The sequence below is a fragment of the Caulobacter sp. GW822-FHT01G02 genome, assembly GCF_058802865.1.
The window spans coordinates 517,769-539,185 of the sequence record NZ_JBXAON010000002.1; the positions used below are offsets into that span (position 1 = coordinate 517,769).

At 67.7% G+C, this 21,417-nt stretch carries 26 protein-coding genes; 16 read left to right on the plus strand and 10 right to left on the minus strand.

The window, feature by feature from the left end; translation table 11 throughout:
• Positions 1 to 116: 116 nt before the first annotated feature.
• Positions 117 to 1,397: an NAD(P)/FAD-dependent oxidoreductase gene (locus AC1RNC_RS07915; protein WP_492885512.1), complete on the minus strand. Its 1,281-nt coding sequence runs from the start codon at positions 1,395 to 1,397 to the stop codon at positions 117 to 119.
• 137 nt (positions 1,398 to 1,534) lie between these two features.
• The gene (locus AC1RNC_RS07920) at positions 1,535 to 2,185 is read right to left on the minus strand and encodes an alpha/beta hydrolase (RefSeq protein WP_125158488.1); all 651 of its coding nucleotides are present in this window, start codon (positions 2,183 to 2,185) and stop codon (positions 1,535 to 1,537) included.
• Positions 2,186 to 2,366: 181 nt separating this feature from the next.
• On the opposite strand from AC1RNC_RS07920, the gene AC1RNC_RS07925 reads away from it, so the two are divergent.
• From AC1RNC_RS07925 to AC1RNC_RS07970, 10 genes are all read left to right on the plus strand, one after another.
• Positions 2,367 to 2,843: an Rrf2 family transcriptional regulator gene (locus tag AC1RNC_RS07925; RefSeq protein WP_492885114.1), complete on the plus strand. Its 477-nt coding sequence runs from the start codon at positions 2,367 to 2,369 to the stop codon at positions 2,841 to 2,843.
• A complete protein-coding gene (locus AC1RNC_RS07930; RefSeq protein WP_492885116.1) occupies positions 2,840 to 3,979 on the plus strand; it encodes a cysteine desulfurase family protein in 1,140 nt (379 codons plus the stop codon). The genes AC1RNC_RS07925 and AC1RNC_RS07930 overlap by 4 nt, the downstream gene beginning before the upstream one ends.
• Complete coding sequence (sufB, locus tag AC1RNC_RS07935) at positions 3,979 to 5,448, plus strand: Fe-S cluster assembly protein SufB (RefSeq protein WP_492885118.1); 1,470 nt, start codon at positions 3,979 to 3,981, stop codon at positions 5,446 to 5,448. The genes AC1RNC_RS07930 and sufB overlap by 1 nt, the downstream gene beginning before the upstream one ends.
• Positions 5,445 to 5,834, plus strand: coding sequence for a hypothetical protein (locus AC1RNC_RS07940; protein ID WP_492885120.1), 390 nt, complete (start codon positions 5,445 to 5,447; stop codon positions 5,832 to 5,834). The genes sufB and AC1RNC_RS07940 overlap by 4 nt, the downstream gene beginning before the upstream one ends.
• Positions 5,827 to 6,573, plus strand: coding sequence for a Fe-S cluster assembly ATPase SufC (sufC, locus tag AC1RNC_RS07945; RefSeq protein WP_492885122.1), 747 nt, complete (start codon positions 5,827 to 5,829; stop codon positions 6,571 to 6,573). Before AC1RNC_RS07940 ends, sufC begins: the two co-directional genes overlap by 8 nt.
• Positions 6,570 to 7,598: a Fe-S cluster assembly protein SufD gene (sufD, locus tag AC1RNC_RS07950; protein ID WP_492885124.1), complete on the plus strand. Its 1,029-nt coding sequence runs from the start codon at positions 6,570 to 6,572 to the stop codon at positions 7,596 to 7,598. The genes sufC and sufD overlap by 4 nt, the downstream gene beginning before the upstream one ends.
• Positions 7,598 to 8,824, plus strand: a complete 1,227-nt coding sequence (locus tag AC1RNC_RS07955; protein ID WP_492885126.1) for an aminotransferase class V-fold PLP-dependent enzyme — start codon at positions 7,598 to 7,600, stop codon at positions 8,822 to 8,824. Before sufD ends, AC1RNC_RS07955 begins: the two co-directional genes overlap by 1 nt.
• Before the next feature lie 8 nt (positions 8,825 to 8,832).
• The gene (locus tag AC1RNC_RS07960) at positions 8,833 to 9,192 is read left to right on the plus strand and encodes an SUF system Fe-S cluster assembly protein (protein WP_492885128.1); all 360 of its coding nucleotides are present in this window, start codon (positions 8,833 to 8,835) and stop codon (positions 9,190 to 9,192) included.
• Between the two features lie 64 nt (positions 9,193 to 9,256).
• Positions 9,257 to 9,649: a HesB/IscA family protein gene (locus AC1RNC_RS07965; RefSeq protein WP_492885130.1), complete on the plus strand. Its 393-nt coding sequence runs from the start codon at positions 9,257 to 9,259 to the stop codon at positions 9,647 to 9,649.
• Positions 9,649 to 9,849, plus strand: a complete 201-nt coding sequence (locus AC1RNC_RS07970; protein ID WP_492885132.1) for a hypothetical protein — start codon at positions 9,649 to 9,651, stop codon at positions 9,847 to 9,849. The genes AC1RNC_RS07965 and AC1RNC_RS07970 overlap by 1 nt, the downstream gene beginning before the upstream one ends.
• Here the strand turns inward: AC1RNC_RS07970 and AC1RNC_RS07975 are convergent, their stop codons facing one another.
• A complete protein-coding gene (locus tag AC1RNC_RS07975; protein WP_492885134.1) occupies positions 9,850 to 10,218 on the minus strand; it encodes a hypothetical protein in 369 nt (122 codons plus the stop codon).
• Positions 10,215 to 11,003 carry a lysophospholipid acyltransferase family protein gene (locus AC1RNC_RS07980; protein WP_492885135.1) on the minus strand — a complete coding sequence of 263 codons (789 nt, stop codon included), beginning with the start codon at positions 11,001 to 11,003 and terminating at the stop codon, positions 10,215 to 10,217. The genes AC1RNC_RS07975 and AC1RNC_RS07980 overlap by 4 nt, the downstream gene beginning before the upstream one ends.
• 64 nt (positions 11,004 to 11,067) lie before the next feature.
• On the opposite strand from AC1RNC_RS07980, the gene AC1RNC_RS07985 reads away from it, so the two are divergent.
• Genes AC1RNC_RS07985 through AC1RNC_RS07995 form a run of 3 tightly spaced genes read left to right on the plus strand, consistent with a single transcriptional unit; the run spans position 11,068 to position 12,842 of the window.
• Entirely contained in the window at positions 11,068 to 12,042 is a 975-nt protein-coding gene (locus AC1RNC_RS07985; RefSeq protein ID WP_492885137.1) for a glycosyltransferase family 9 protein, read from the plus strand.
• Positions 12,043 to 12,447 carry a DUF6165 family protein gene (locus AC1RNC_RS07990; protein WP_492885139.1) on the plus strand — a complete coding sequence of 135 codons (405 nt, stop codon included), beginning with the start codon at positions 12,043 to 12,045 and terminating at the stop codon, positions 12,445 to 12,447.
• Positions 12,444 to 12,842 carry an ACT domain-containing protein gene (locus AC1RNC_RS07995; RefSeq protein ID WP_492885141.1) on the plus strand — a complete coding sequence of 133 codons (399 nt, stop codon included), beginning with the start codon at positions 12,444 to 12,446 and terminating at the stop codon, positions 12,840 to 12,842. Before AC1RNC_RS07990 ends, AC1RNC_RS07995 begins: the two co-directional genes overlap by 4 nt.
• Here AC1RNC_RS07995 and AC1RNC_RS08000 read toward each other — a convergent pair.
• The 4 genes from AC1RNC_RS08000 to AC1RNC_RS08015 form a co-directional block, all read right to left on the minus strand.
• A complete protein-coding gene (locus AC1RNC_RS08000) occupies positions 12,825 to 13,385 on the minus strand; it encodes a hypothetical protein (protein WP_492885143.1) in 561 nt (186 codons plus the stop codon). The genes AC1RNC_RS07995 and AC1RNC_RS08000 overlap by 18 nt on opposite strands.
• Positions 13,378 to 13,902: an RNA polymerase sigma factor gene (locus AC1RNC_RS08005; protein WP_492885145.1), complete on the minus strand. Its 525-nt coding sequence runs from the start codon at positions 13,900 to 13,902 to the stop codon at positions 13,378 to 13,380. The genes AC1RNC_RS08000 and AC1RNC_RS08005 overlap by 8 nt, the downstream gene beginning before the upstream one ends.
• 69 nt (positions 13,903 to 13,971) lie before the next feature.
• Positions 13,972 to 14,775 (minus strand): enoyl-CoA hydratase/isomerase, encoded by an 804-nt coding sequence (locus tag AC1RNC_RS08010; protein ID WP_492885147.1) that lies wholly within the window; start codon positions 14,773 to 14,775, stop codon positions 13,972 to 13,974.
• 133 nt (positions 14,776 to 14,908) lie between these two features.
• Complete coding sequence (locus tag AC1RNC_RS08015) at positions 14,909 to 15,970, minus strand: GGDEF domain-containing protein (protein ID WP_492885149.1); 1,062 nt, start codon at positions 15,968 to 15,970, stop codon at positions 14,909 to 14,911.
• A 193-nt stretch (positions 15,971 to 16,163) separates the two neighbouring features.
• Here AC1RNC_RS08015 and AC1RNC_RS08020 point away from each other — a divergent pair, with 193 nt between their 5' ends.
• Together AC1RNC_RS08020 and AC1RNC_RS08025 are read left to right on the plus strand one after the other, a co-directional pair.
• Positions 16,164 to 17,621: a coniferyl aldehyde dehydrogenase gene (locus AC1RNC_RS08020; protein ID WP_492885150.1), complete on the plus strand. Its 1,458-nt coding sequence runs from the start codon at positions 16,164 to 16,166 to the stop codon at positions 17,619 to 17,621.
• A gap of 47 nt (positions 17,622 to 17,668) precedes the next feature.
• Positions 17,669 to 18,820, plus strand: a complete 1,152-nt coding sequence (locus AC1RNC_RS08025; protein ID WP_492885151.1) for a glycosyltransferase family 61 protein — start codon at positions 17,669 to 17,671, stop codon at positions 18,818 to 18,820.
• Between the two features lie 13 nt (positions 18,821 to 18,833).
• Here the strand turns inward: AC1RNC_RS08025 and AC1RNC_RS08030 are convergent, their stop codons facing one another.
• Positions 18,834 to 19,115: a hypothetical protein gene (locus tag AC1RNC_RS08030; protein WP_492885153.1), complete on the minus strand. Its 282-nt coding sequence runs from the start codon at positions 19,113 to 19,115 to the stop codon at positions 18,834 to 18,836.
• Positions 19,116 to 19,297: 182 nt separating this feature from the next.
• Entirely contained in the window at positions 19,298 to 20,920 is a 1,623-nt protein-coding gene (locus AC1RNC_RS08035; RefSeq protein ID WP_492885155.1) for a DEAD/DEAH box helicase, read from the minus strand.
• A gap of 203 nt (positions 20,921 to 21,123) precedes the next feature.
• Here AC1RNC_RS08035 and AC1RNC_RS08040 point away from each other — a divergent pair, with 203 nt between their 5' ends.
• The gene (locus AC1RNC_RS08040) at positions 21,124 to 21,417 is read left to right on the plus strand and encodes an FAD assembly factor SdhE (protein WP_492885514.1); all 294 of its coding nucleotides are present in this window, start codon (positions 21,124 to 21,126) and stop codon (positions 21,415 to 21,417) included.

Here is a 21,417-nt window from a genome sequence, read left to right on the forward strand (position 1 = left end):
CCCCGCGTCGCGGGGGAGGTGGCCCAGAGGGCCGGAGGGGGCGAGTGCCGCCGACCTCCAGCTAGCCCCCTCAGTCGCTCCGCGACAGCTCCCCCGCAACGCGGGGGAGCAGCCCTTCAGTGCAATTTCAGCCGTCCCGACACCCGCTGCTGCAGCAGTCGCGCCAGCGCCAGGGTCGCCGTGCGGCCCACGCCCAGGATCGCCCGGTGGTGATCCAGGTGCAGCGACATGTAGGCCCACTTGGCGATCAGGCCCTCGACGAAGAAGTTCGGCCCGCCCAGGCCGCCCATCAGTGCGCCCACGCCCTTGTCGTTGCCTAGAGACACCAGCGAGCCGAAGTCGCGATAAACAAAGGGCGCGTTGATCCGGCCCTGGTGCAGTCGTGCGATCAGGGCCCGCTCCAGATAGCTGGCCTGCTGGTGCGCGGCCTGGGCGCGGGCGGGGATGGTCTTGCCGTCCTTCCACGGCGCGGCGGCGCAGTCGCCCAGAGCCCAGACGTCGGGGGCCGAGGTCTCCAGATGGTCGTTGACCACGAACTGGTTGCCGCGATTGGTCTCAAGCCCGAAGCCGGTATTGGCCTCGGCCGCCTTGACGCCGGCGGCCCAGACGATCAGGTCGGCCGGAATGTCGCCCTGGCTGGTCTCCAGCCGGTCGGCGTGAACGGCCAGCACCTTGGCGTCCGTTCTCACCGCGACACCCTTGCGCTCCAGGGCCAGCGTGGCCTTGTCGGCGATCTTTTGCGGCAGGCCATTGAGGATGCGCGGCGCGGCCTCGACCACTGTGATGTCCAGGCGGAAACGCTGTTCGTCGCCGACGCTGTCCAGCAGTTCGCGATGCGCCTCGATCAGCTCGGCCGACAGCTCCACGCCGGTGGCGCCGCCGCCGACGATGGCCACGCGCATGATCTTGTCGGGCGAGAACGAGGCCTTGGTGAAGGCCGCCAGCAGCCGGGCGTGGAAGGCCTCCGCGTCCTCGGTGCGCTCCAGCAGGTGCGCCCGTTCGGCGCCGGGCGTGCCGAAGAGGTTCGAGCCCGAGCCGATCGCCAGCACGCCGAAGGTGAAGGTGATCGTCCGCTCCGGGGCCAGCAACTGGCCGTCCGCGTCGGTGATGGGTTTCAGGGTCAGGCGCTTGGCGGCCGGGTCGAAGGCGGCCAACTCGCCGAGCAGGAAGTTGAAGCCGTTCGAGCGGCCCAGGATCGAATAGGAGACGCCCTCCTGGTGGACGTCCAGGGTGCCGGCCGCCACCTCGTGCAGGGTCGGCTTCCAGATGTGGAAGCTGGAGCGGTCGATCAGCAGCACGCGGCGCTTACCGTGGCGGCCGCCCAGCCTGCGCCCCAGCCGCGAGGCCAGTTCCAGGCCGCCGGCGCCGCCGCCGACAATGACGATGTCATAGTGCATCACCGCGCCCCCGATATTCATCAATCCGTGAAAACATAGGATCGTGACCGATGTTACGCCATCGCCGCCCCGCCACGCCGCATAAACGAAAAAGGCCTCCCCGGAGGGAGGCCTGGAATTCGAACCGGTAGGCTCGTCTAGATCGGGTTTTCGGCCAAACGCTTGTCGAGATACTCGCTGACGCTCTTCTCGACGCTGGGCAGGTGCTCGGTCCAGAAGTGGCTGGCCTTGTCGATGACCTCGTAGTCGATCGTGATGCCCTTCTGGGTCCGCAGCTTGGTGACCACGCGCTCGACCTCGACCGGCGGGGTGATGGTGTCGGCCGAGCCCGTCAGGAACAGGCCGGACGCCGGGCAGGGGGCCAGGAAGCTGAAGTCGTACATGTTGGTCGGCGGCGACACCGAGATGAAGCCGTCCGTCTCCGGGCGACGCATCAGGAGCTGCATGCCGATATAGGCGCCGAAGTCGAAGCCGGCGACCCAGGTCTGGCTGGCGGCCGGGTTGCTGGTCTGCAGCCAGTCGAGCGCGGTGGCCGCGTCGGCCAGCTCGCCGATGCCGGCGTCGAACTCGCCCTGGCTACGGCCGACGCCGCGGAAATTGAAGCGCAAGGTCGCGAAACCGCGCTTCATGAACAGGTGATACAGCTGGACAGACACCGGGTGGTTCATGTGACCGCCGGCCTTCGGGTGGGGGTGCAGGATCAGCGCGATCGGCGCCGTCTCGGTCTTGCCCGGAGAATAGCGACCTTCGATCCGCCCGGACGCGCCGGTCAAAATCACATCAGGCATGTCGTTCCCTTGAGCTCGCGAGCGGCCTGTCATCCGACGATTGGATCGCCAGAATACTTGACTACTGCGCTTGGTCTTCCTAGATCGCAACCAGTCGCGGGCTTATAGGGCCCGCGCGCGAAGTCGCGGCTTGTAGCACACGCAAAAGCCGATGCGCGCGGAATCTGCAAGGGGTAAGGCGATGCGCCTGAGCACCAAGGGTCGATACGCGGTCATGGCGATGACCGACCTGGCCAAGCGCCAGGACGAAAGCGAGGGCCGCGCCGTGGCCCTGGCCGAGATCGCCGCGCGCCAGCAGATTTCGCTGTCGTACCTGGAGCAGTTGTTCGCGCGCCTGCGCCGCAAGGGCCTGGTGATCAGCGCTCGCGGCCCCGGCGGCGGCTATCGCCTGGCCAAGGGCTCGGGCGAGACCTTCATCTCCGACATCGTGCTGGCGGTCGACGAGCCGCTCCGCGCCACCCGCTGCAATTTCAACAAGGGTCAGGCCAAGGGCTGCATGGCCGGCGGCGAGCGCTGCATGACGCATGGCCTGTGGGAAGAGATGGGCCGTCAGATCCACGGCTATCTGGCCTCGGTCTCGGTGGCCGACGTGCTGAAGGGCGAGCTTCGCCCCCAAGGCGGCCCGGTGGGCCGTCCGATGGAGATCGCGGCCGAGTGAGCATGTCCCGCACATCGGTCTATCTCGACTATAACGCCACGGCCCCGATGCGGCCGGAGGCGCGGGAAGCGCTGCTGCGCGCCCTGGAGAGCCCAGCCAATCCCTCGTCGGTCCACGCCGCCGGCCGCGCCGCGCGCGACTTGGTGGAACGCGCTCGCGCCGAGGTCGGGGCCCTGGTCGGCGTGCCGGCCGGCTCGGTGACCTTCGTCAGCGGCGGCACCGAGGCCAACGCCCTGGCCATCGAGAGCGCCAAGGTCGCCGGCGTCCAACGCATCGTCATTTCCGCCATCGAGCACGACGCGGTGACCGAGACCGCCAAGGCGTCCGGCCTCCCGCTAGAGGTCATGCCTGTGGATAGCCTGGGGATCGTCGATCTCGACTGGCTGGCGCAAGCGCTTGAAAAGCCAGGCAAGACCCTGGTTTGCCTGATGCTGGCCAACAACGAGACCGGCGTGATCCAGCCTGTGGATAAAGCCTCGGCCCTGGTCCGCGCCGCTGAAGGCCTCCTGCACGTCGACGCCGTCCAGGCGGCCGGCAAGATCGCCGTCGACTTCTCGGCCCTCGGCGCCGACACCCTGGCGCTGTCGGCCCACAAGCTGGGCGGCCCGCAAGGCGTCGGCGCCCTGGTCGCCGGAACCCGCGCCACCGTCAGCCGTCGCCAGCACGGCGGCGGTCAGGAGCGCGGCCGCCGGGCTGGCACCGAGAATGTCGCCGGCATCGCCAGCTTCGGCGCGGCCGCCCGCGTGGCCCGGGAAAGCCTTGCCTCCATGGCCGAACAGGCTCATTGGCGCGACGCCCTGGCCCAGCGGCTCGAGGCGCAAGGCGCGGTCGTGCTCGGCGAGGGCGCCGATCGGTTGCCGCAAACCCTGTGTTTCGCCGGCGAGGGCTTCGGCTCCGAGGTCCAGGTCATGAACATGGACCTGGCCGGAGTCATGGTCAGCGCCGGCAGCGCCTGCTCGTCGGGCAAGGTCAAGGCCAGCCGCGTGGTGGAGGCGATGGGCCGTGCCGATCTGGCCCCGTTCGCCCTGCGTGTGAGCGGCGGCTGGGCCAGCACGGAAGACGATTGGATCAAGTGCGGCGACGCCTGGCTCGCCGCCTGGAAGCGTATCGGCGCTCGGCGCCGGGAGGTGGCGTAGTGGCCGCGGTCAAGGAAACTGTCGAAACCGTCGCCGCGCTCGAAAAGTACGAGCACGGCTTCACGAGCGATATCGCGCAGGAGTTCGCCCCCAAGGGCCTCTCCGAGGACATCGTCCGCTTCATCTCGGCCAAGAAGGACGAGCCGCAATGGATGCTGGACTGGCGGCTGGAAGCCTATCGCCGCTGGCTTGAGCTGGAAGAGCCGACCTGGGCGAAGGTCAATTTCCCCAAGATCGACTACCAGGACAGCTACTACTACGCCGCGCCCTCGACCAAGGAAGGGCCCAAGAGCCTGGACGAGGTCGATCCCGAGATCCTGGCCGTCTACGCCAAGCTGGGCATTCCGCTTAAGGAACAAGAGGTTCTGGCCGGAGTCGAAGGCGCGCCGCGCTACGCCGTGGACGCGGTGTTCGACAGCGTCAGCGTCGTCACGACCTTCAAGAAAGAGCTGGCCGCCGTCGGCGTCATCTTCTGCTCGATGAGCGAGGCGATCCGCGAACACCCGGAACTGGTGCGCCAGTACCTGGGCAGCGTCGTGCCGACCTCGGACAACTATTTCGCGTGCCTGAACAGCGCGGTCTTCTCGGACGGCTCTTTCGTCTACATCCCGCCCGGCGTGCGCTGCCCGATGGAGCTGTCGACCTATTTCCGGATAAACGCCAAGGATTCCGGGCAGTTCGAACGGACTTTGATCATCGCCGACAAGGGTGCCTACTGCTCGTATCTGGAGGGCTGCACCGCCCCGATGCGTGACGAGAACCAGCTGCACGCGGCCGTGGTCGAGCTCGTCTTGCTGGACGACGCCGAGATCAAGTACTCGACCGTCCAGAACTGGTACCCGGGCGATCCGGAGACCGGCAAGGGCGGCATCTACAACTTCGTCACCAAGCGCGCCGACTGCCGCGGCGACCGCTCCAAGGTGTCGTGGACCCAGGTCGAGACCGGCTCGGCCATTACCTGGAAATATCCGTCCTGCGTGCTGCGCGGCGAGGGGAGCTCGGGCGAGTTCTACTCGATCGCCGTGACCAACGGCCACCAGCAGGCCGACACCGGCACCAAGATGATCCACCTGGGCGCCAACACCCGCTCGCGGATCGTCGCCAAGGGCATCAGCGCCGGCAAGTCGACCTCGACCTATCGCGGCCTGGTCTCGGCCCACCCCAAGGCCAAGGGCGCGCGCAACTTCACCCAGTGCGACAGCTTGCTGATCGGCAAGACCTGCGCGGCCCACACCGTGCCGTATATCGAGGCTCGCAACGGCCAGACGGTGTTCGAGCACGAGGCCACCACCACCCGCTTGTCGGACGACCAGCTGTTCTACTGCCAGCAGCGCGGCCTGTCGCAAGAGGAGGCCGTGGCCCTTTTGGTCAACGGCTTCGTCAAGGACGTGCTGCAGCAACTGCCCATGGAATTCGCCGTCGAGGCCCAGAAGCTGGTGGCGATCAGCTTGGAGGGCTCGGTGGGATGAAGACCGTCACTCTCTACCAGCCGGTTGCCTTGGAAGAGCTGCGGGATATCAAGGCTTCGGACTGGAAGGCCTTTCCGCCGCACGATATCGAGCAGCCGGTCTTCCGCCCCGTCACCAACGAAGCCTATGCGGCCCAGCTGGCGTGGAACTGGAACGCCGCCCACACGACCTATCGGCGCGGCTACGTCGTCCGTTTCGAGGTCTCGAAGGCCTTCCTGGACGCCTACGAGAACAAGGTCTCAGGCACGCCGGGGCACGAGGAATACTGGATCCCGCCCGAGGATCTTTCGCTGTTAAACGCCGCCATACAAGGCCAGATCGCCGTCGCCGGAACCTTCGCGGGCCACGAGGCGGAATACAGAAAACTCAACGAGACCCATGCTTAAGATCCAGAACCTTCACGCCCGCGTCGAGGACAAGCCGATCCTGAAGGGCGTCACGCTCACCGTGCCCGCAGGCGAGGTCCACGCGATCATGGGCCCGAACGGGGCCGGCAAGTCGACCCTGTCCTACGTGCTGAGCGGCCGGGGCGGCTATGAGGTGACCGAAGGCTCGGCCAGTCTCAACGGCGAGGACCTGCTGGCGCTGGCCCCGAACGAGCGGGCCGCCAAGGGCCTGTTTCTGTCCTTCCAGTATCCGCTTGAAATCCCAGGCGTTCCGGCCCTGACCTTCATCCGCACCGCCCTCAACGCCCAGCGCCGCGCGCGGGGCGAGGACGAGATCGCCGCCCCGGCCTTCCTGAAGCTGGCCAAGGAGAAGGCCGCGGCGCTGAAGATCGACTTCGAGATGCTCAAGCGCGGCCTGAACGTCGGCTTCTCGGGCGGCGAGAAGAAGCGGATGGAAATCTTCCAGATGTCGATGCTGTCGCCCAAGTTCCTGATCCTGGACGAGACCGACAGCGGCCTGGATATCGACGCCCTGAAGATCGTCTCCGAAGGCGTCAACGCCCTGCGTTCGCCCGAGCGCGGGATGCTGGTGATCACCCACTACCAGCGCCTGCTGGACTATATCAAACCCGACAAGGTTCATGTGCTGGCCGCCGGCCGTATCGTCGCCTCGGGCGGGCCGGAACTGGCGCTGCAGCTGGAAGCCGAGGGCTACGACAAGTACGTGGCCGCCGCATGAGCCTCGCCTCCGCCCTGAAGACCGGCGACGTCACCGAGCTGCCCTCGCGGCGCGACGAGGACTGGCGCTGGACGGATCTGCGCGGCCTGCTGCGGACTCTGCCGCCCGCCGCGCCCGCGCATGCCGGCGAGGTTCCAGCCGGTCCGTTTGCTGGCCTGGCTTCGACCGAGACCGTGTTCGTCAACGGCCGCCGGATCGCTGGCGCCGACATCGCCTCGGGCGTGACGGCCTTGCGCTTCGTCGCCCTGGCCGACAAGGCCTCGCAAGCCGCCAGCCACGCCCTGGTGGTCAAGCCGGGCGAAAGCCTGGTCCTGCTGGAAAGCCACGAAGGCCGCGCCGCCGGCTATGTGTCCGACGTCGTGCTCGACATCGCCGTGGGCGAGGGCGCTTCGGTCGAACGCATCATCCTGGTCGAGGACGACGCCGAGGCGATCAGTGTCGTCACCGCCGAGATCGACCTGGCCCCCGGCGCGACCTACGCCCAGACCGTGATCACCTCGGGCGCGCGTCGCCAGCGGATCGAGACGCGGGTCAATCATCCCGGCGCCCACGCCCAGGTTCGCCTGGACGGCGTCTACCTGCTGGACTGCCAGCGCCACGCCGACCAGACCACGGTCGTCACCCACGCCGGCGTCGACGGGATCACCAGCCAGCTGACCAAGGGCATGGTCGCCGACCAGGCGCGCGGCGTCTTCCAGGGTCGCATCGTGGTCTCGCCCGGCGCGGACCAGACCGACGCGCGGATGGGCCATCACGCCCTGATCCTGTCGGACAAGGCCGAGATCGACGCCAAGCCGGAACTGTTGATCTTCGCCGACGACGTCTCCTGCGCCCACGGCAACACGATCGGCGCCCTGGACGAGGAAGCCATCTTCTACGCCCGCCAGCGCGGCATCCCGGAGCTTGAGGCCAAGGCCATGCTGACCGTCGCCTTCGTCGGCGAGGTGGTCGAGCGCATCACGCACGAGGGCGCGCGCGCTATCGCCGCCGCCTGGGTCGCCCGCAAGCTGGGGAGCCCCGAATAATGGCCCTCGACGCTCCGTTCGATGTGGAGGCGATCCGCGCCCAGTTCCCGATCCTGCAACGGACGGTTCACGGCAAGCCGCTGATCTATCTGGACAGCGCGGCCAGCGCCCAGAAGCCGGACGCGGTGCTGGACGCGATGATGAACCTGGCGCGCACCTCCTACGCCAACGTCCATCGCGGCCTGCACACCCTGGCCAACGAGACGACGGAAGCCTATGAAAAGGCGCGAGAAACCGTCGCCAAGTTCATTAACGCCGAGCCAACTGAAGTCGTCTGGACCAAGAGCGCCACCGAGGCGGTGAACCTGGTCGCATCCTCGTTCGGCCTTGGCCTGAACGCCGGCGACGAGATCGTGATCTCCGAGATGGAGCACCACGCCAACATCGTGCCGTGGCACTTCCTGCGCGAGCGCAAGGGCGTGGTCCTGAAGTTCATCCCGGTGCTGGACGACGGGCGCCTCGACATGGAGGCCTTCAAGGGCCTGCTGTCGGCGAAGACCAAGATGGTCGCCGTCACCCACATGTCGAACGTGCTGGGCACGGTCAATGACGTGGCCGAGATCGTCCGCCTGGCCCACGCGGCCGGCGCGCCGGTGCTGCTGGACGGCTGCCAGGCCATCGTCCACGCCAAGGTCGACGTGAAGGCGCTGGACGTCGATTTCTACGTCTTCTCCGGCCACAAGCTGTACGGCCCGACCGGTATCGGCGTGCTCTACGGCAAGGCCGAGCGGCTCGCCGCGCTGCCGCCTTATCAGGGCGGCGGCGAGATGATCGGTTCTGTCTCGATGGATCGGATCACCTATGCCGACCCGCCGCATCGCTTCGAGGCCGGCACGCCGGCGATCCTGGAGGCCGTCGGCCTGGGCGCGGCGATCGACTGGCTGAACGACCTGGATCGCGACGCCGCCTTCGCCCACGAGCACGCCCTCTACGAGCGGGTCGCCGAGCGGCTGCGTGGCGTCAACGGCGTGCGGATCCTGGGCGAAGCGCCCGGCAAGGGCGCGGTGCTGTCGTTCACGGTCGAGGGCGCTCACGCCCACGACATCGCCCAGGTGCTGGACCGCTACGGCGTCGCCGTGCGCGCCGGGACCCATTGCGCCGAGCCCTTGATGCGCCGTTTCGGCGTCACATCGAGCGCGCGCGCCTCCTTCGCCCTATATAATACGGAAGCCGAAGCCGACGCGTTCGTGGACGCGCTGGCCAAGGCCCGCAGCTTCTTCAGTTGAGCTTTTCGATGACCGACGCCGCCTCCTCTTCCGAGCCTGTCACCGCCCTCTCGAAGGACGAACTGAACCGGTTGACGGATCAGCTGATCGAGAAGCTGAAGACCGTCTACGATCCGGAGATCCCGGTCGACATCTACGAGCTGGGTTTGATCTACAAGGTCGACGTCAGCGACGACAAGGACGTGGCTATCGACATGACCCTGACCGCCCCGGGCTGCCCGGTGGCCGGGGAAATGCCGGGCTGGGTGCGCGACGCGGTCATGGAAATCCCTGGCCTGAAGTCGTGCAATGTCGAGCTGGTCTTCGAGCCGCCGTGGGATTCCTCGCGGATGAGCGACGAGGCCAAGCTGCAGTTGAATATGTTCTAGTTTTCTTTCTTCCGATCTCCCCGGCGGATGCCGGGGAGATCGGAAAAAGGGAGTGTTCGAGCCCATGGAACCGACCGTTACAATCCGTCCCCGCCGCCCGCGCCCCAAGGTCGTCACCCTGACCGACGCCGCGGCCGCGCGCGTGAAGGAGATCATGGCGCGCGCCGACAAGCCCTATGCCGGCCTGCGGGTGGGCGTGAAGAACGGCGGCTGCGCGGGTTCGGAATACGTCTTCGAATATGCCGCCGAACGCGGCCCGATGGACGAGGTGGTCGAGGACAAGGATGTCACCATCCTGATCGAGCCCAAGGCGGTGCTGTTCCTGATCGGGACCGAGATCGACTACGAGATCACCAAGCTGTCCTCGAAGTTCGTGTTTCACAATCCCAACGAAACCGACGCCTGCGGCTGCGGCGAGAGCGTGACGATCCAGCCGGCCGCCGAGGTTCAGGACTGATGCTCGCCAAGACCCCTTCCTGCGTCGAATGCGGCCTGGCCTGGGGCGCGCCGCGCTTCAAGCACGAGGACGAGGCGCCCCTGTACTGGTCGGACACCGGCCTGCTGTGCTCCTCGACCTGCGCCCAGACCCACTTCGACAAACGCCGCGCCGAGGGGACTTTCGTGGCGATTCCCGCGGAGTGCCCGGTCGAGGTCTAGCTACAGCCAGGACCCGGTGACCTGCATCGTCGCCAGCATGGCTGTCAGGAAGGCGCTGATGATTTCAATCAGCCCGACAGCCGCCGCGATCCAGCGCGCGCCCTTGAGTGCAAGGACCAGCCAGAGCGAGATCGGGACGCTGGCGAGCGCAAATCCCAGCGGCGCCTTAGCCACTAGAGAGCTGGGGTCCGCTCCTATCGCGCCCGGCGTGACCTTGAAGTGCGAACCCCAGAGCATGCACAGGACAAAAGGCAGAGCCGTCAGGAGCAGAAGAAGACCCTTGCGACCGCCATTAGGGTGTCGAACCGCAAAGAAGACCAGACCGAGAGCGGCGAGCTGAGCCGCCCAGAAGGCGAGCAGGGTGTTCATGCGGTGACCGCCTTCGGCGTCGCCAGCACATTCTCCCGGCCGTTCCATTCGACCAGCACCGATGGCTTCACCGGCTCACCACGCGCCTGGGCGATCAGTTCATTCGTGCGGCCTTCGATCGCCGCCTCCATGCGCTGCATGAAGTCGTCCTTCTCCAGGCCTTGGGGCAGGGCGGGCAGGAACTCGATGGTGGCGATCCCGGGCGTCTTGGCCTTCTCCTGCTGCTTCCAGAAACAGCCCAGGTTCGTGGCCACCGGCACGACCGGCAGGCCGAAGTCCTTGCTCATATAGTAGACGCCGGTGCGGTAGCGGAACCGTTCGCCCGGGGCGGCTAGGTGGCCTTCGGGATAGATCAGGATGCGCCGGCCCTCGGCGGCGACCTGGGCGGCGCTTTCCGACAGGGCCGCGCGAGCTTCCGGGCCGCCGCAGCTGTCGACGACGATAGCCCCGAACTTCTTGAGGATCGCTCCAACCAGCGGGAACTTCTCCAGGTGATCGCCGGTCACGAAGCTGAGGTTGTCGACATGGGCGAACATCACGAAGCCATCGCCCCAGCTGTGGTGCTTGGCGGCGAGGATGCAGGGGCCGTCAGGCAGGTTTCCGCGGCCTTTCAGCTCAACCTTCACCCCGGCCAGGACGTCCAGCCCCCACAGCATCCGGCGGCTGTAGAGCCGCAGCGTGAAGGTCACGGCGTCGCGGCCCGGCGCCAGGGCGGCGAAGGCCGCCGACAGACCGTAGAAGATCGACAGGACCCAGTAGTAGGCGTTGAACAGCGCGCTGCGCACCGACGATCTCCTCCGTGAGAGCTCGGAGGCTAGCGGATCGGCGCGCCGCGGTCTAAGCCGGCGCATGGTCCAGACGGTTCTGATCTATTCGATGGGCGAGGTGATCGGGGACGGCCTGATCAAGCTGCCCTTCATCGCCGGCCTGCGCGCGGCCTTCCCGGAAGCCCGCATCAGCTGGTGCGCGGCCAAGGGCGAGACGGTCTATGCCGGGCCTCTGAAGGCCGTGGTGGCCGGCTATGTCGACGAGGTGATTCTGCAGGGCCGCAACGGCGCGCGGCCCCTCGATAGCCTGCCGTGGAGCAAGCCGTTCGGCGGCCGCAAGTTCGACCTCGTCATCGACACCCAGGAGAACCTCCGCCGCAGCGGCGTCGCCCGGCGCGGCGTGAGCGGGCGCTTCGTCTCGGCCGCCCGTCACGCGCGCGACAAGGACTGGCCTGTGGCTGTCACCGACCGCCTGGCGCGACTGCTGGCTCTGGCCACGGACGGGCAGGGCGCGCCGAAGCCCCTGGCGCTCAATAATGTCGATGCTCTCAACGCCGCCGAGGCCCTGCTGCCGACCGGCCCGACCTATGTCGGCCTGGCGCCCGGCGCGGGCGGTCAGGACAAGCGCTGGCCGCTGGAGCGCTATCTTGAGCTCGCCCGTCGGATCGTCGCCAAGGGCTGGACGCCGGTGTTCTTCTTCGGCCCCGACGAGGCCGAAGACGCCGCCGTGGTCGCGCGAGAAATCCCTCAGGCCCTCCAGCCCGAGCGCCACCGCACGGACGGCTTCACGGCCGTGAAGGGGCCGCTGCTGGTCATCGCCCTGGCCGGACGACTGGCGGCGGGTGTCGCCAACGACGCCGGCCCCGGCCACATGCTGGCCGCCGGCGGCGCGCCGCTGCTGTCTCTGCAGCAGGACCGCCGCAAGTCGGTGAAGTTCCGCCCCGCCGCTCGGCGCCTTGAGATGCTGGTCGCGGAGGACTACGGAAGCGGCATGGGCGCCCTGCCGGTCGACGCGGCCTGGGCGGCGCTCGAACGTCTGGTCACGGGAACCGCCTGAATGTCCATCCTCGCGCCGATCTCGGCGGGCGAACTGGTCGACAAGATCACCATCCTGCGGGTCAAGGCTCAGCGCATCGGCGATCCGGCCAAGGAAGCCAATGTCCGCAAGGAACTGACCCTGCTGGAAGCCACGGCGGCCGAGCACCTGCCCGACAATCCCGAGATCGCCCGGCTGACCGAGGAACTGACCACGGTCAACGCCGCCCTCTGGGATATCGAGGACGGCAAGCGCGACTGCGAGCGCCGCCAGGACTTCGGCCCGGACTTCGTGGCCCTGGCCCGCCGCGTCTATATCGACAACGACAAGCGCGCCGCCATCAAGCGCGCCATCAACGAAGCCGCCGGCTCGGAGATCGTCGAGGAAAAGAGCTACAAGCCCTATCTCGCGACCTCGAAAGGATGACGCAAGTCATTCGCGGCGCTCGGGAAATGGTCGCCGGCATGACGCCGGACCTGAAGCCCGGCGCCTATGTCTTCTGCGCCGCCGGCGACCGCGACTGGGCGACGCTGGCGCCGCTGGCCATGTTCCGCGAAGCCGAGGGCGTCAGCCTGATCCTGGAGCACGGCGCGGCGCGGGCGGCCGGCTTCCCGGTCGAAGCGCCGATGGCCCTGATCACCCTGAATATCTATTCGGCGCTGGACGGCGTCGGCCTGACCGCCGCCGTGGCGACCGCTCTGGCGCGGGCGGGGATCGCCTGCAACATGGTCGCGGCGCTCAATCACGACCATGTCTTCGTGCCGATCGAACGGGCTGAGGAGGCCTTGGCCGTGCTGTTGGCGTTACAGGCCTCGGCCTAGGGCGTCGCGATCGAACCGGGCGATCTCGACGGCGACCTTGAAGGCCTCCCTGGCTTGCAACGCCATCGCGATCACCAGCCATGCGACCAGGAGCGCCGCAATGGGCAAGAGCCGCTCCCAATGGCGCCCAGCGGCGATGGCGAGGCCGATGAAGGTCACCCACAGCCCTGGCAGCAGCGGCGCCACGAAAATAACCCATCCGCCCAACGCCGCCTCGCGCCGCCGGACAAGGCTCTGCCGCAGGAAGGCCACGCAGGTCTCCGCGGTGTCGGGCGGTGTCCGCGCCAGCCGACGCCAGCCCAGGACCAGGAAGAGCAGAAACCCCGCCGCGAGCAGGCCCTCGCCAAGTCGCACCAGCAGGGTCGACGCCAGGACGGCCTGAAGCACACCTATGCTCATGCCCGCCAGGGCGGCCAAGACCAACAGGACCCGCGCGCGTCGAACGCGGGCAAGTTCGGCGTGGACCTTCGCCTGGAGGCCTTCCAGGCGCATGTCCTGTCCTTCCAGGGACTGTTCAAGCCAGAGGGTTTTCGGGTCAATCATGGCGATCTCTTTCCGCGAAGGCGGCGGCCAGCAAAGCCTTGGCGCGATAGATGCGCGTCGCCACGGCGCCCGGCGACAGGCCCGTGACTTCGGCGATCTCGCTCGCTTCAAAGTCTTCCAGATAGAGCAGCATCACCTGGCGATCGGGCGGCTTCAGGCGCTGAACGATCGTCATCAATCGACGGTGCGCCTGCCGGTCGCCGACGGCCTCCTCGGGCGTGGGATCGGACGCTGGCGGGTCGATGTCGTCCAGGGTCACCAGACCCGACAGGTGCGCGCGCTGCTTGACGATGTGCGATGCGCCGACATTGTGCGCCACGCGATAGGCCCAGGTCCGCAGGCTGCAACGCCCGTCGAAGCGGGCGAGGCTGCGCCACAATGCGACATGAATCTCCTGAAGGAGATCGCGACATAGATCGGTGTCGGCCTCGTAGGCCCTGGACAGGCGAGCTAGTCCCGCCCCGAACGCCTTCGAGGCGAGGACATACTGTTCGTGCTGTTGTGAACGCTCGGCCATGGGCTCCGACTTCCCCCAGATACAGAGGTAGTCGGTTCGCCGGCCGATTTCTCACAGCATGGCGAGGCGCTACCGCCCCTTGAACGCCGCCGCGCGCTTTTGCAGGAAGGCGCTGACGCCTTCGAGGAAGTCCTCGGTCTTGCCGGCGAGCTTCTGGGCCTTGCGCTCGGCGTGAAGTTGGCCAGTCCAGTCGGCGTCGAGGCTGTCCCACACCAGCTTGCGGATCAACCCCAGCGCCGCCGGGCCCCGCGCCAGCTCCAGGGCGATCGCCGTGGCGGCGCCGATCAGCTCGTCGTCCGGGACGCAGCGGTTGACCAAACCCCATTGCAGGGCCGTGGCCGCCGGGATCTTGTCGCCCAGCAGCATCATTTCCATGGCCCGCGCCTTGCCGATCAGGCGCGGCAGCAGGTAGGTCGAGCCGCCGTCGGGCGCTAGGCCGATGCGGCGGAAGGCCTGCAGGAAGTAGGCGCTCTGCGCCGCCACGATGATGTCGCCCATCAAGGCGATCGAGCAGCCGACACCGGCCGCCGGGCCGTTCACCGCCGTCACGATCGGCAGCGGGAAGTCCTTCAGCAGGGTCATCAGCGGGTTGTAGGTGCTTTCCAGCGCCGACCCGGCGTCGGGTTTGCCGTCAACGTCCAGTTCGCGCCCGGCCGCGCCGCCGCCCGACAGGTTGGCGCCCGAGCAGAAGCCACGGCCTTCGCCGGTCAGGATCACCGCGCGCGCCTCGATCTTGCCAGCGGCGATCGATGAGAAGGCGTGGATCAGTTCGCGGGCGACCTCCAGGCTGGCGGCGTTCAGCGTGGACGGATCGGCGAGGGTCACGGTGGCGACGCCGCCCTCGGTCGAGACACGGATCTTCTGATAGTCCACGGCAGGCCTCCCTTGGTCTTTGGCGGGAGTCTAAGCGCCTTTGCCCCTTGGGAAGGCTAGTGGAATCTTCAAAAGGAAACGCCGCCGATCGTGAGACCGGCGGCGTCCAAGGTAGGTCTTCTGCTGAAGAGGTTTAGGCCGCGTTGGCCGAGGCCGGCATGGATTCCGCCGCCGTGACCCGGTTGCGGCCGCCACGCTTGGAGGCGTAGAGCGCCACGTCGGCGCGTTCCATGATCGAGTGTCCGCTCTCGCCCGGTTTGCGCTCGGCGAAGCCCGACGAAATGGTGATGGCGCCCAGGTCCTCGTTGGTCGAGCGGCGCTTGAGCATGCGCGAGGAGACCTCGACGCGGATTTCTTCCAGGGTGGCGCCGACGGTCGCGGCCGACTCGCGCGGGAAGATCATGGCGAATTCCTCGCCGCCGTAGCGGGCGGCGAACCGCGGCGGGGCGGCGACGCGGCCGATCACCGAGGCGACATAGCGAATGACCTGGTCGCCGGTCTGGTGGCCCCAGGTGTCGTTGAAACCCTTGAAGTGGTCGATGTCGAGCACGGCCAGGCAGATGCTGGCGCTCTGCTCGTCGGCCTCGGCGCAGGCGCGCTCCAGCTCTTCGTCGAAGGCCTTGCGGTTGGCGAGGTTGGTCAGGCCGTCGGTGGTGGCGTCGCGGCGGACCTGTTCCAGGTGCTCGCGCAGGCGCTCGACCTCGGCGGTGGAGTCGGCCAGGCGCGTTTCCAGCGACTGGTTTTCCTTGTGCACGCGGCGGGTGGCTTCGGCCAGGCTGCCGACCAGGGTCTTGATGGCGTCGACGTCGGTCGTCTTGTCCAGGCTCTTGGTCGCCCCGGCCAGTTCCTTGCCGAAGGCGGCGTTGGATTTCTGGGCGTTGTGGATGGCCTTGGAGACCGCTTCCAGTTCCTTCGACAGAAGGTCGCCGGCGTCACGGATCTGTTCGTTCAGGCGCGCCTTGGGCAGGTAGGTCGCGGCCAGCTCTTCGCTGACCAGTTCGGTCATTGGCTCGCCGAGGGAAATCAGACGCGTCAGTTCGCGGGCCAGGGCGCCGTCGGGATCGGCCACATAGTGGGTCCACAGCTCGAAATTCAGCGCGGTCGGCCACACCTGGTGACGCTCCATGAGCTCCAGAGCGCGCGAAGCAATCTTGTAGGCCTCGGGACCGCGCAACGTGGTTTCGACGTCCGACATCTCTTCTTCCCCCGTTCAGCGGTTCCCCTCGCGGAAACGCCGACGCTTGGAGCGCGACCTTAAGGCGGAGAGTTCTTACGAGGCGTTAAGAACGACGTTCTCTTGCGTAAGAAACGACCAACCTTCATGGTTATCATCGATAAGATGAGCACCGCGCCGCCATGGCGCCGGGTGAGGTAGGGAGGCGAACATCATGAACGCACCGGTCAATCTGTCGTTCGACGCCCACAAGGCGGCCATGAGCGACGTCCTGCGGCGTCAAAAGGCCGCGCATCTGCGCGATGGCGCGCCCAGCGCCGAGAAGCGGATCGACTGGCTGAACCGTTCGATCGACCTGCTGGTCGGCCACCAGGCGCAGATCGCCAAGGCGGTTAACGAAGATTTCGGCTCGCGCTCGCCCGAGGCCACGGCCCTGACCGACGTCGCCGGCTCGATCGGCCCGCTGAAGTTCGCCCGCGAGAACCTGGCCAAATGGATGAGGCCGGAGAAGCGCAAGACGACGCCGGCGATTCTGGGCCTGTTCGGCGCCAAGGCGACGGTGCAGTGGCAGCCCAAGGGCGTGGTCGGGGTGATCAGTCCCTGGAACTTCCCGGTCAACCTGACCTTCGCGCCGCTGGCTGGGGTGTTCGCGGCCGGCAACCGGGCGATGATCAAGCCCTCGGAGTTCACGCCGGCGACCTCCGACCTGCTGAAGGCGATGTTCGCCAAGGCGTTCTCTGAGGAGGAGGTCGCGGTGTTCGTCGGCGGCCCCGAGGTCGGGCAGGCCTTCTCGGGACTGGCCTTCGACCACCTGGTGTTCACCGGCGCGACCTCGGTGGCGCGGCACGTGATGCGGGCGGCGGCCGAGAATCTGGTGCCGGTGACCCTGGAGCTGGGCGGCAAGAGCCCGGTGATCCTGTCGCGCGGGGCCGACATGGCCACGGCCGCGGCGCGGATCATGAACGGCAAGACCCTGAACGCCGGCCAGATCTGCCTGGCCCCGGACTATGTCCTGGCGCCGCAGGAAGAGGTCGAGAACTTCGTCAAGGAAGCCCAGGCCGCCGTCGGCCGCTACTTCCCGACCATCAAGAACAATCCCGACTACACGGCCGTGGTCTCCCAGCGTCACTACGACCGGGTCAAGGGCTATGTCGACGACGCCCGGGCCAAGGGCGCGCGGGTGATCGAGATCAATCCGGGCGGCGAGGACCTGTCGCAGCAGGAGCACCGCAAGATCGCCCCGACCCTGATCCTGGATCCCACCGACGACATGACGGTGATGCAGGAGGAGATCTTCGGCCCCGTCCTGCCGGTGAAGGGCTACAAGACCGTCGACGAGGCCGTGGCCTATGTGAACGCCCACGACCGGCCGCTGGCCCTCTACTGGTTCGGGACCGACGAAGCCGAGAAGGACCGCGTGCTGGCGGGCACCACCAGCGGCGGCGTGACGGTCAACGACGTGATCTTCCACGTCGCCCAGGAAGATCTGCCGTTCGGCGGCGTCGGTCCGGCGGGCATGGGCGCCTATCACGGCCACGACGGCTTCCGAGAGTTCAGCCACCGCAAGGCGGTGTTCCAGCAGTTGAAGAAGGACATCGCGCCGATGCTGGGCCTGCGCCCGCCCTACGGGGAGGGGATCCGCAAGTACCTGGCGGGCGAAATCAAGAAGTAGGGTTCCAAGACGTAGCCAAGCGCGGCGGGTCATGCTCCAAGCGGCGCATGACCGCGCCGCTGCCCCTGCGCCCCATCGTCGAAGCCCGCGACCTGCCGCCCATGCTGAAGGCGGAGCTGCGCGAGCGGTTCAGGCGGGGCGAGACCGGGGTGGCGTTCGCGCCGGAATATGACGCCTCCATCGGCGCGCCGCCGGGAATGCTGGCCGGACCGGAGGCCGCCGCCTGGCCTTACGACATCGCCGCCCGCCCGCCGGTCAATGTTCCGGCGTTCTGCGCGGTCGGAGACAGCTGGTGGTTTCCGCGGTTCGGCGGGCTGATCGGCGCGGACGGCGCGCTCTACAACGCCACGATCGGCGAGGCCCGACATGGGTCGGGGGATCTGTCGGCCCTTCCGGGCGTGCTGGACAACGCCGCGCGCTTCGTCCCGCCGGCGTCGGCGCCTGAGATCGAGGCCGGCGCCGTGTTCCTGCCCTGGGGCGCGACCTTCAACTACGGTCATTTCGTCATCGACGCCCTGCCGTCGCTGCTGACGTTGGAGCAGGCGGGTCTGCTGGACGGCGTTCCGGCCCTGGCGCCCAAGCTAACCGCCTGGCAACGCGACCTGATCGGCATGGCCTTTCCGGATCTTGAGATTCGCGAGGTCGCCGCGCCAGTCGCGTGGGTGAAGCGGGCGGTGTTCGCCACCAGCATGGACCACTTCCTGCATCACCCGAACGGTCTGGTCGCGGATGTCGCCGCCCGCGTGCTGGCCCGGGCGCCGGCCGGGCGGGGCGCGCGCCGCGTCTATCTCTCGCGGCGCGGCCAGTCGATGCGGGTGATGATCGGCGAGGCGGCCTTCGAGACGGCGTTGGCCGCGCGCGGCTTCACGATCGTTCGGCCCGAGACCCTGGGCGCGGCCGAGCAGGTCGCCCTCATGCGTGACGCCGAGGTCGTGGTCGGCGCCAGCGGCGCGGCCCTGGCCAACGCGGTCTTCCTGCCCAAGGGCGCGCGGGTCGTGGAAATCCAGCCGCTGAACTTCACCAGCCAGTGGGTGCGGGCGGCCTGTCGCCAGGTCGGCGTCGACTGGCGCGGCTATGTCTGCGCGTCACCGGCCCCGTCGCGGCAGGCGCCGGTTCTGGCCCGACTGCGTCGCGGCTTCAAGTTCGCCTTCAGGCCGCCGCTCGACGACCTGCTGGGCGTCGTGGACGCCGCTCTCTAGAAATCAGGGCGCTTTAGAGGATGCCCTTGCGGCCGGGCGCCCAAGGGTCGAGCGACTGCTGCTCCTCGCGGTGGACCATGCCGTAGTAGCCGGAGACCCAGACCACAAGGAAGGTGACGAGGCCGCCCCAGAAGCCGCCCGGCGTCGCGAACATGACCGTCAGCGCACTGATCGTTGACGCCAGACCCAGCATGCACCAGCGCAGCAGCACCGAGAAACCGTGATAGGTCTTCTCGTGCGCGATCAGGACGGCTTCCTTATCGGCGAGCAAGGTGTCGGGTTCGATGGCGGCCATGTGCGTCTCCCATATTCTTGTGGGGCGCGACCGGCCTGTTCGGCGCGATCGAGCCGAAAACGAGCATCAGGATAACAGCGTTCCGCGAATGGAGCCATCCTTCCCACGCGGCGGGGAGGCGCAAAAAGAAAAGCGCCGGACGAGAGCCCGGCGCTTCTGCTTTTCGGAGGATCGGCCTGGGCTTACTTGCCGCGCGGCGGACGCACCAGGAAGGCGGGGACGTCGTTGCCGAAGCCGACCACGCGACGGTCGTCGTCGTCGCGATCACGGATCGGCTGGACGCCGCGCACCGGGCGCTCGGGACGTTCGCTGGCGCGTTCGCCGCGTTCCGGACGATCGGCGCGTTCGGCACGCTCCGGACGTTCGGCGCGAGCGGGGCGTTCCGTGCGTTCGGGACGCTCGGTCTCGGCGGCGGGGGTGGCGGCGCGGGGTTCGCGTTCGCGGCGCAGGCGACGCTCGCGGGCGGGACGTTCCTCGGCGACGGCGGCTTCCGGCGCCTCGGCGGCGGCAACGGCGGCCTCGACTGGCTCGGCGGCGGCTTCCTCGGTGCGACGGCCACGGGCGCGCGGCGCCGGACGCTCACTACGGTCGCCACGTTCGGGGCGGTCGCGATCACGGGGACCGCGCTTGCGATCACGATCGCCTTCGCGCTTCACCGTCACGGCGTTCGAGTAGTCGAGGTCGAGCTTCTCTTCTTCGGGGGTCGAACCGATCAGCTTGACGACCTTGTCAAAGCCCTTGTCGTCGCCCGGGGTGACCAGCATGTAGGTGATGCCGGTGCGTCCGGCCCGGCCGGTGCGGCCGATGCGGTGGACGTAGTCGTCGGCATGGTGCGGGACGTCATAGTTGAAGACGTGGCTGACGGCCGGGATGTCGAGGCCGCGCGCGGCGACATCCGAGGCCACCAGGATCTTCAGCGCGCCCGAGCGGAAGTCCGCCAGGGTCTTCGTGCGCTGCGACTGGTCCAGGTCGCCATGGATCGCGGCGGCGTCGAAGCCATGCGACCGCAGCGACTTGGCGACGATGTCGACCTCGGTCTTGCGGTTGCAAAACACGATGCCGGTCTCGATCTGGGCCTTCTCGATCAGGGCCCGCAGCGCCAGGCGCTTGGCCTTCGGGTCGGAGGAGGGGACCTTGACCAGCAATTGGGTGATATTGGCGTTGGTCGTGGCGGGCTTGGCCACCTCGATCCGCACCGGATCCTTGAGGAACTGCTTGGTCAGGCGCGTGATTTCCGGCGGCATGGTGGCCGAGAAGAACAGCGTCTGCTTCTTGGGCGGCGTCATCTTGAAGATGCGCTCGATGTCGGGGATGAAGCCCATGTCCAGCATGCGGTCGGCTTCGTCGACGACCAGGAACTGCACGCCGGTCATCAGCAGCTTGCCGCGCTCGAAGTGGTCGAGCAGGCGGCCGGGGGTGGCGATCAGGACGTCGACGCCGCGGTCCAGCTTCTTTTCCTGGTCGCCGAACGACACGCCGCCGATCAGCAGCGCCCACGAAAGCTTGGTGCCCTTGGCGTACTTCTCGAAGCTGGAGGCGACCTGGTCGGCCAGCTCGCGGGTCGGGGCGATGACCAGGGCGCGCGGCATGCGCGCCTTGGCGCGGCCGTTCATCAGCTTGTCGATCAGCGGCAGGGTGAAGGCGGCGGTCTTGCCGGTGCCCGTCTGGGCGATGCCGAGGACGTCCTGGCCCGCGAGGGCGACCGGGATGGCCTGGGCCTGAATGGGGGTCGCAGTGGTATAGCCGGTATCGGCGACCGCCTGCAGGGTCGTGGGCGAAAGCCCGAGGTCGGAAAATTCGGTCATTTACACGCTGGTCTGAAACCCGGAGCCGCCCGTGCTTGGGCGAGCGGGCGGCGCGGATTCGCCAGACCTGCTCCGAAGCTGGGGATAAATAAGCCGAAAGTCGCCAAAGTCAATCTAGGCAAGGTGATAGGCGCATTGGGAAGACCAGGTTGGGTCATCATGGAGTGGCGCAAGCCCTGACGCCGCTCTATATCGGCCGACACATGACCATCGACCACGACTCCCGCCTAAGGCGCCTTCGTTTCCGCGCCTGGCATCGCGGCTTCCGGGAAGCGGACCTCATTCTGGGCCCGTTCGCGGACGTCCATGGCCCGAACCTGACCCCGGCGCAGATCGACACGCTCGAGACGCTGCTCGAGGAGTCGGATCGCGAGATCTACGCCTGGATTGTCGGCCAGGAACCGACCCCGGAAAAGTTCGAGACGGACGTCCTGGCGATGATCCGCGCGTTCAGGTTCCAGGCGCACGCCTCGCGCCCGGCCGGGGACGGCGCCTAG

Coding starts and splice junctions, on each gene's coding strand:
- AC1RNC_RS07915 (WP_492885512.1), bottom strand. CDS start 1,397: ATGCACTATGACATCGTCATTGTCGGCGGCGGCGCCGGCGGCCTGGAA.
- AC1RNC_RS07920 (WP_125158488.1), bottom strand. CDS start 2,185: ATGCCTGATGTGATTTTGACCGGCGCGTCCGGGCGGATCGAAGGTCGC.
- AC1RNC_RS07925 (WP_492885114.1), top strand. CDS start 2,367: ATGCGCCTGAGCACCAAGGGTCGATACGCGGTCATGGCGATGACCGAC.
- AC1RNC_RS07940 (WP_492885120.1), top strand. CDS start 5,445: ATGAAGACCGTCACTCTCTACCAGCCGGTTGCCTTGGAAGAGCTGCGG.
- sufC (WP_492885122.1), top strand. CDS start 5,827: ATGCTTAAGATCCAGAACCTTCACGCCCGCGTCGAGGACAAGCCGATC.
- sufD (WP_492885124.1), top strand. CDS start 6,570: ATGAGCCTCGCCTCCGCCCTGAAGACCGGCGACGTCACCGAGCTGCCC.
- AC1RNC_RS07955 (WP_492885126.1), top strand. CDS start 7,598: ATGGCCCTCGACGCTCCGTTCGATGTGGAGGCGATCCGCGCCCAGTTC.
- AC1RNC_RS07960 (WP_492885128.1), top strand. CDS start 8,833: ATGACCGACGCCGCCTCCTCTTCCGAGCCTGTCACCGCCCTCTCGAAG.
- AC1RNC_RS07965 (WP_492885130.1), top strand. CDS start 9,257: ATGGAACCGACCGTTACAATCCGTCCCCGCCGCCCGCGCCCCAAGGTC.
- AC1RNC_RS07970 (WP_492885132.1), top strand. CDS start 9,649: ATGCTCGCCAAGACCCCTTCCTGCGTCGAATGCGGCCTGGCCTGGGGC.
- AC1RNC_RS07975 (WP_492885134.1), bottom strand. CDS start 10,218: ATGAACACCCTGCTCGCCTTCTGGGCGGCTCAGCTCGCCGCTCTCGGT.
- AC1RNC_RS07985 (WP_492885137.1), top strand. CDS start 11,068: ATGGTCCAGACGGTTCTGATCTATTCGATGGGCGAGGTGATCGGGGAC.
- AC1RNC_RS07990 (WP_492885139.1), top strand. CDS start 12,043: ATGTCCATCCTCGCGCCGATCTCGGCGGGCGAACTGGTCGACAAGATC.
- AC1RNC_RS07995 (WP_492885141.1), top strand. CDS start 12,444: ATGACGCAAGTCATTCGCGGCGCTCGGGAAATGGTCGCCGGCATGACG.
- AC1RNC_RS08000 (WP_492885143.1), bottom strand. CDS start 13,385: ATGATTGACCCGAAAACCCTCTGGCTTGAACAGTCCCTGGAAGGACAG.
- AC1RNC_RS08005 (WP_492885145.1), bottom strand. CDS start 13,902: ATGGCCGAGCGTTCACAACAGCACGAACAGTATGTCCTCGCCTCGAAG.
- AC1RNC_RS08015 (WP_492885149.1), bottom strand. CDS start 15,970: ATGTCGGACGTCGAAACCACGTTGCGCGGTCCCGAGGCCTACAAGATT.
- AC1RNC_RS08020 (WP_492885150.1), top strand. CDS start 16,164: ATGAACGCACCGGTCAATCTGTCGTTCGACGCCCACAAGGCGGCCATG.
- AC1RNC_RS08025 (WP_492885151.1), top strand. CDS start 17,669: ATGACCGCGCCGCTGCCCCTGCGCCCCATCGTCGAAGCCCGCGACCTG.
- AC1RNC_RS08030 (WP_492885153.1), bottom strand. CDS start 19,115: ATGGCCGCCATCGAACCCGACACCTTGCTCGCCGATAAGGAAGCCGTC.
- AC1RNC_RS08035 (WP_492885155.1), bottom strand. CDS start 20,920: ATGACCGAATTTTCCGACCTCGGGCTTTCGCCCACGACCCTGCAGGCG.
- AC1RNC_RS08040 (WP_492885514.1), top strand. CDS start 21,124: ATGACCATCGACCACGACTCCCGCCTAAGGCGCCTTCGTTTCCGCGCC.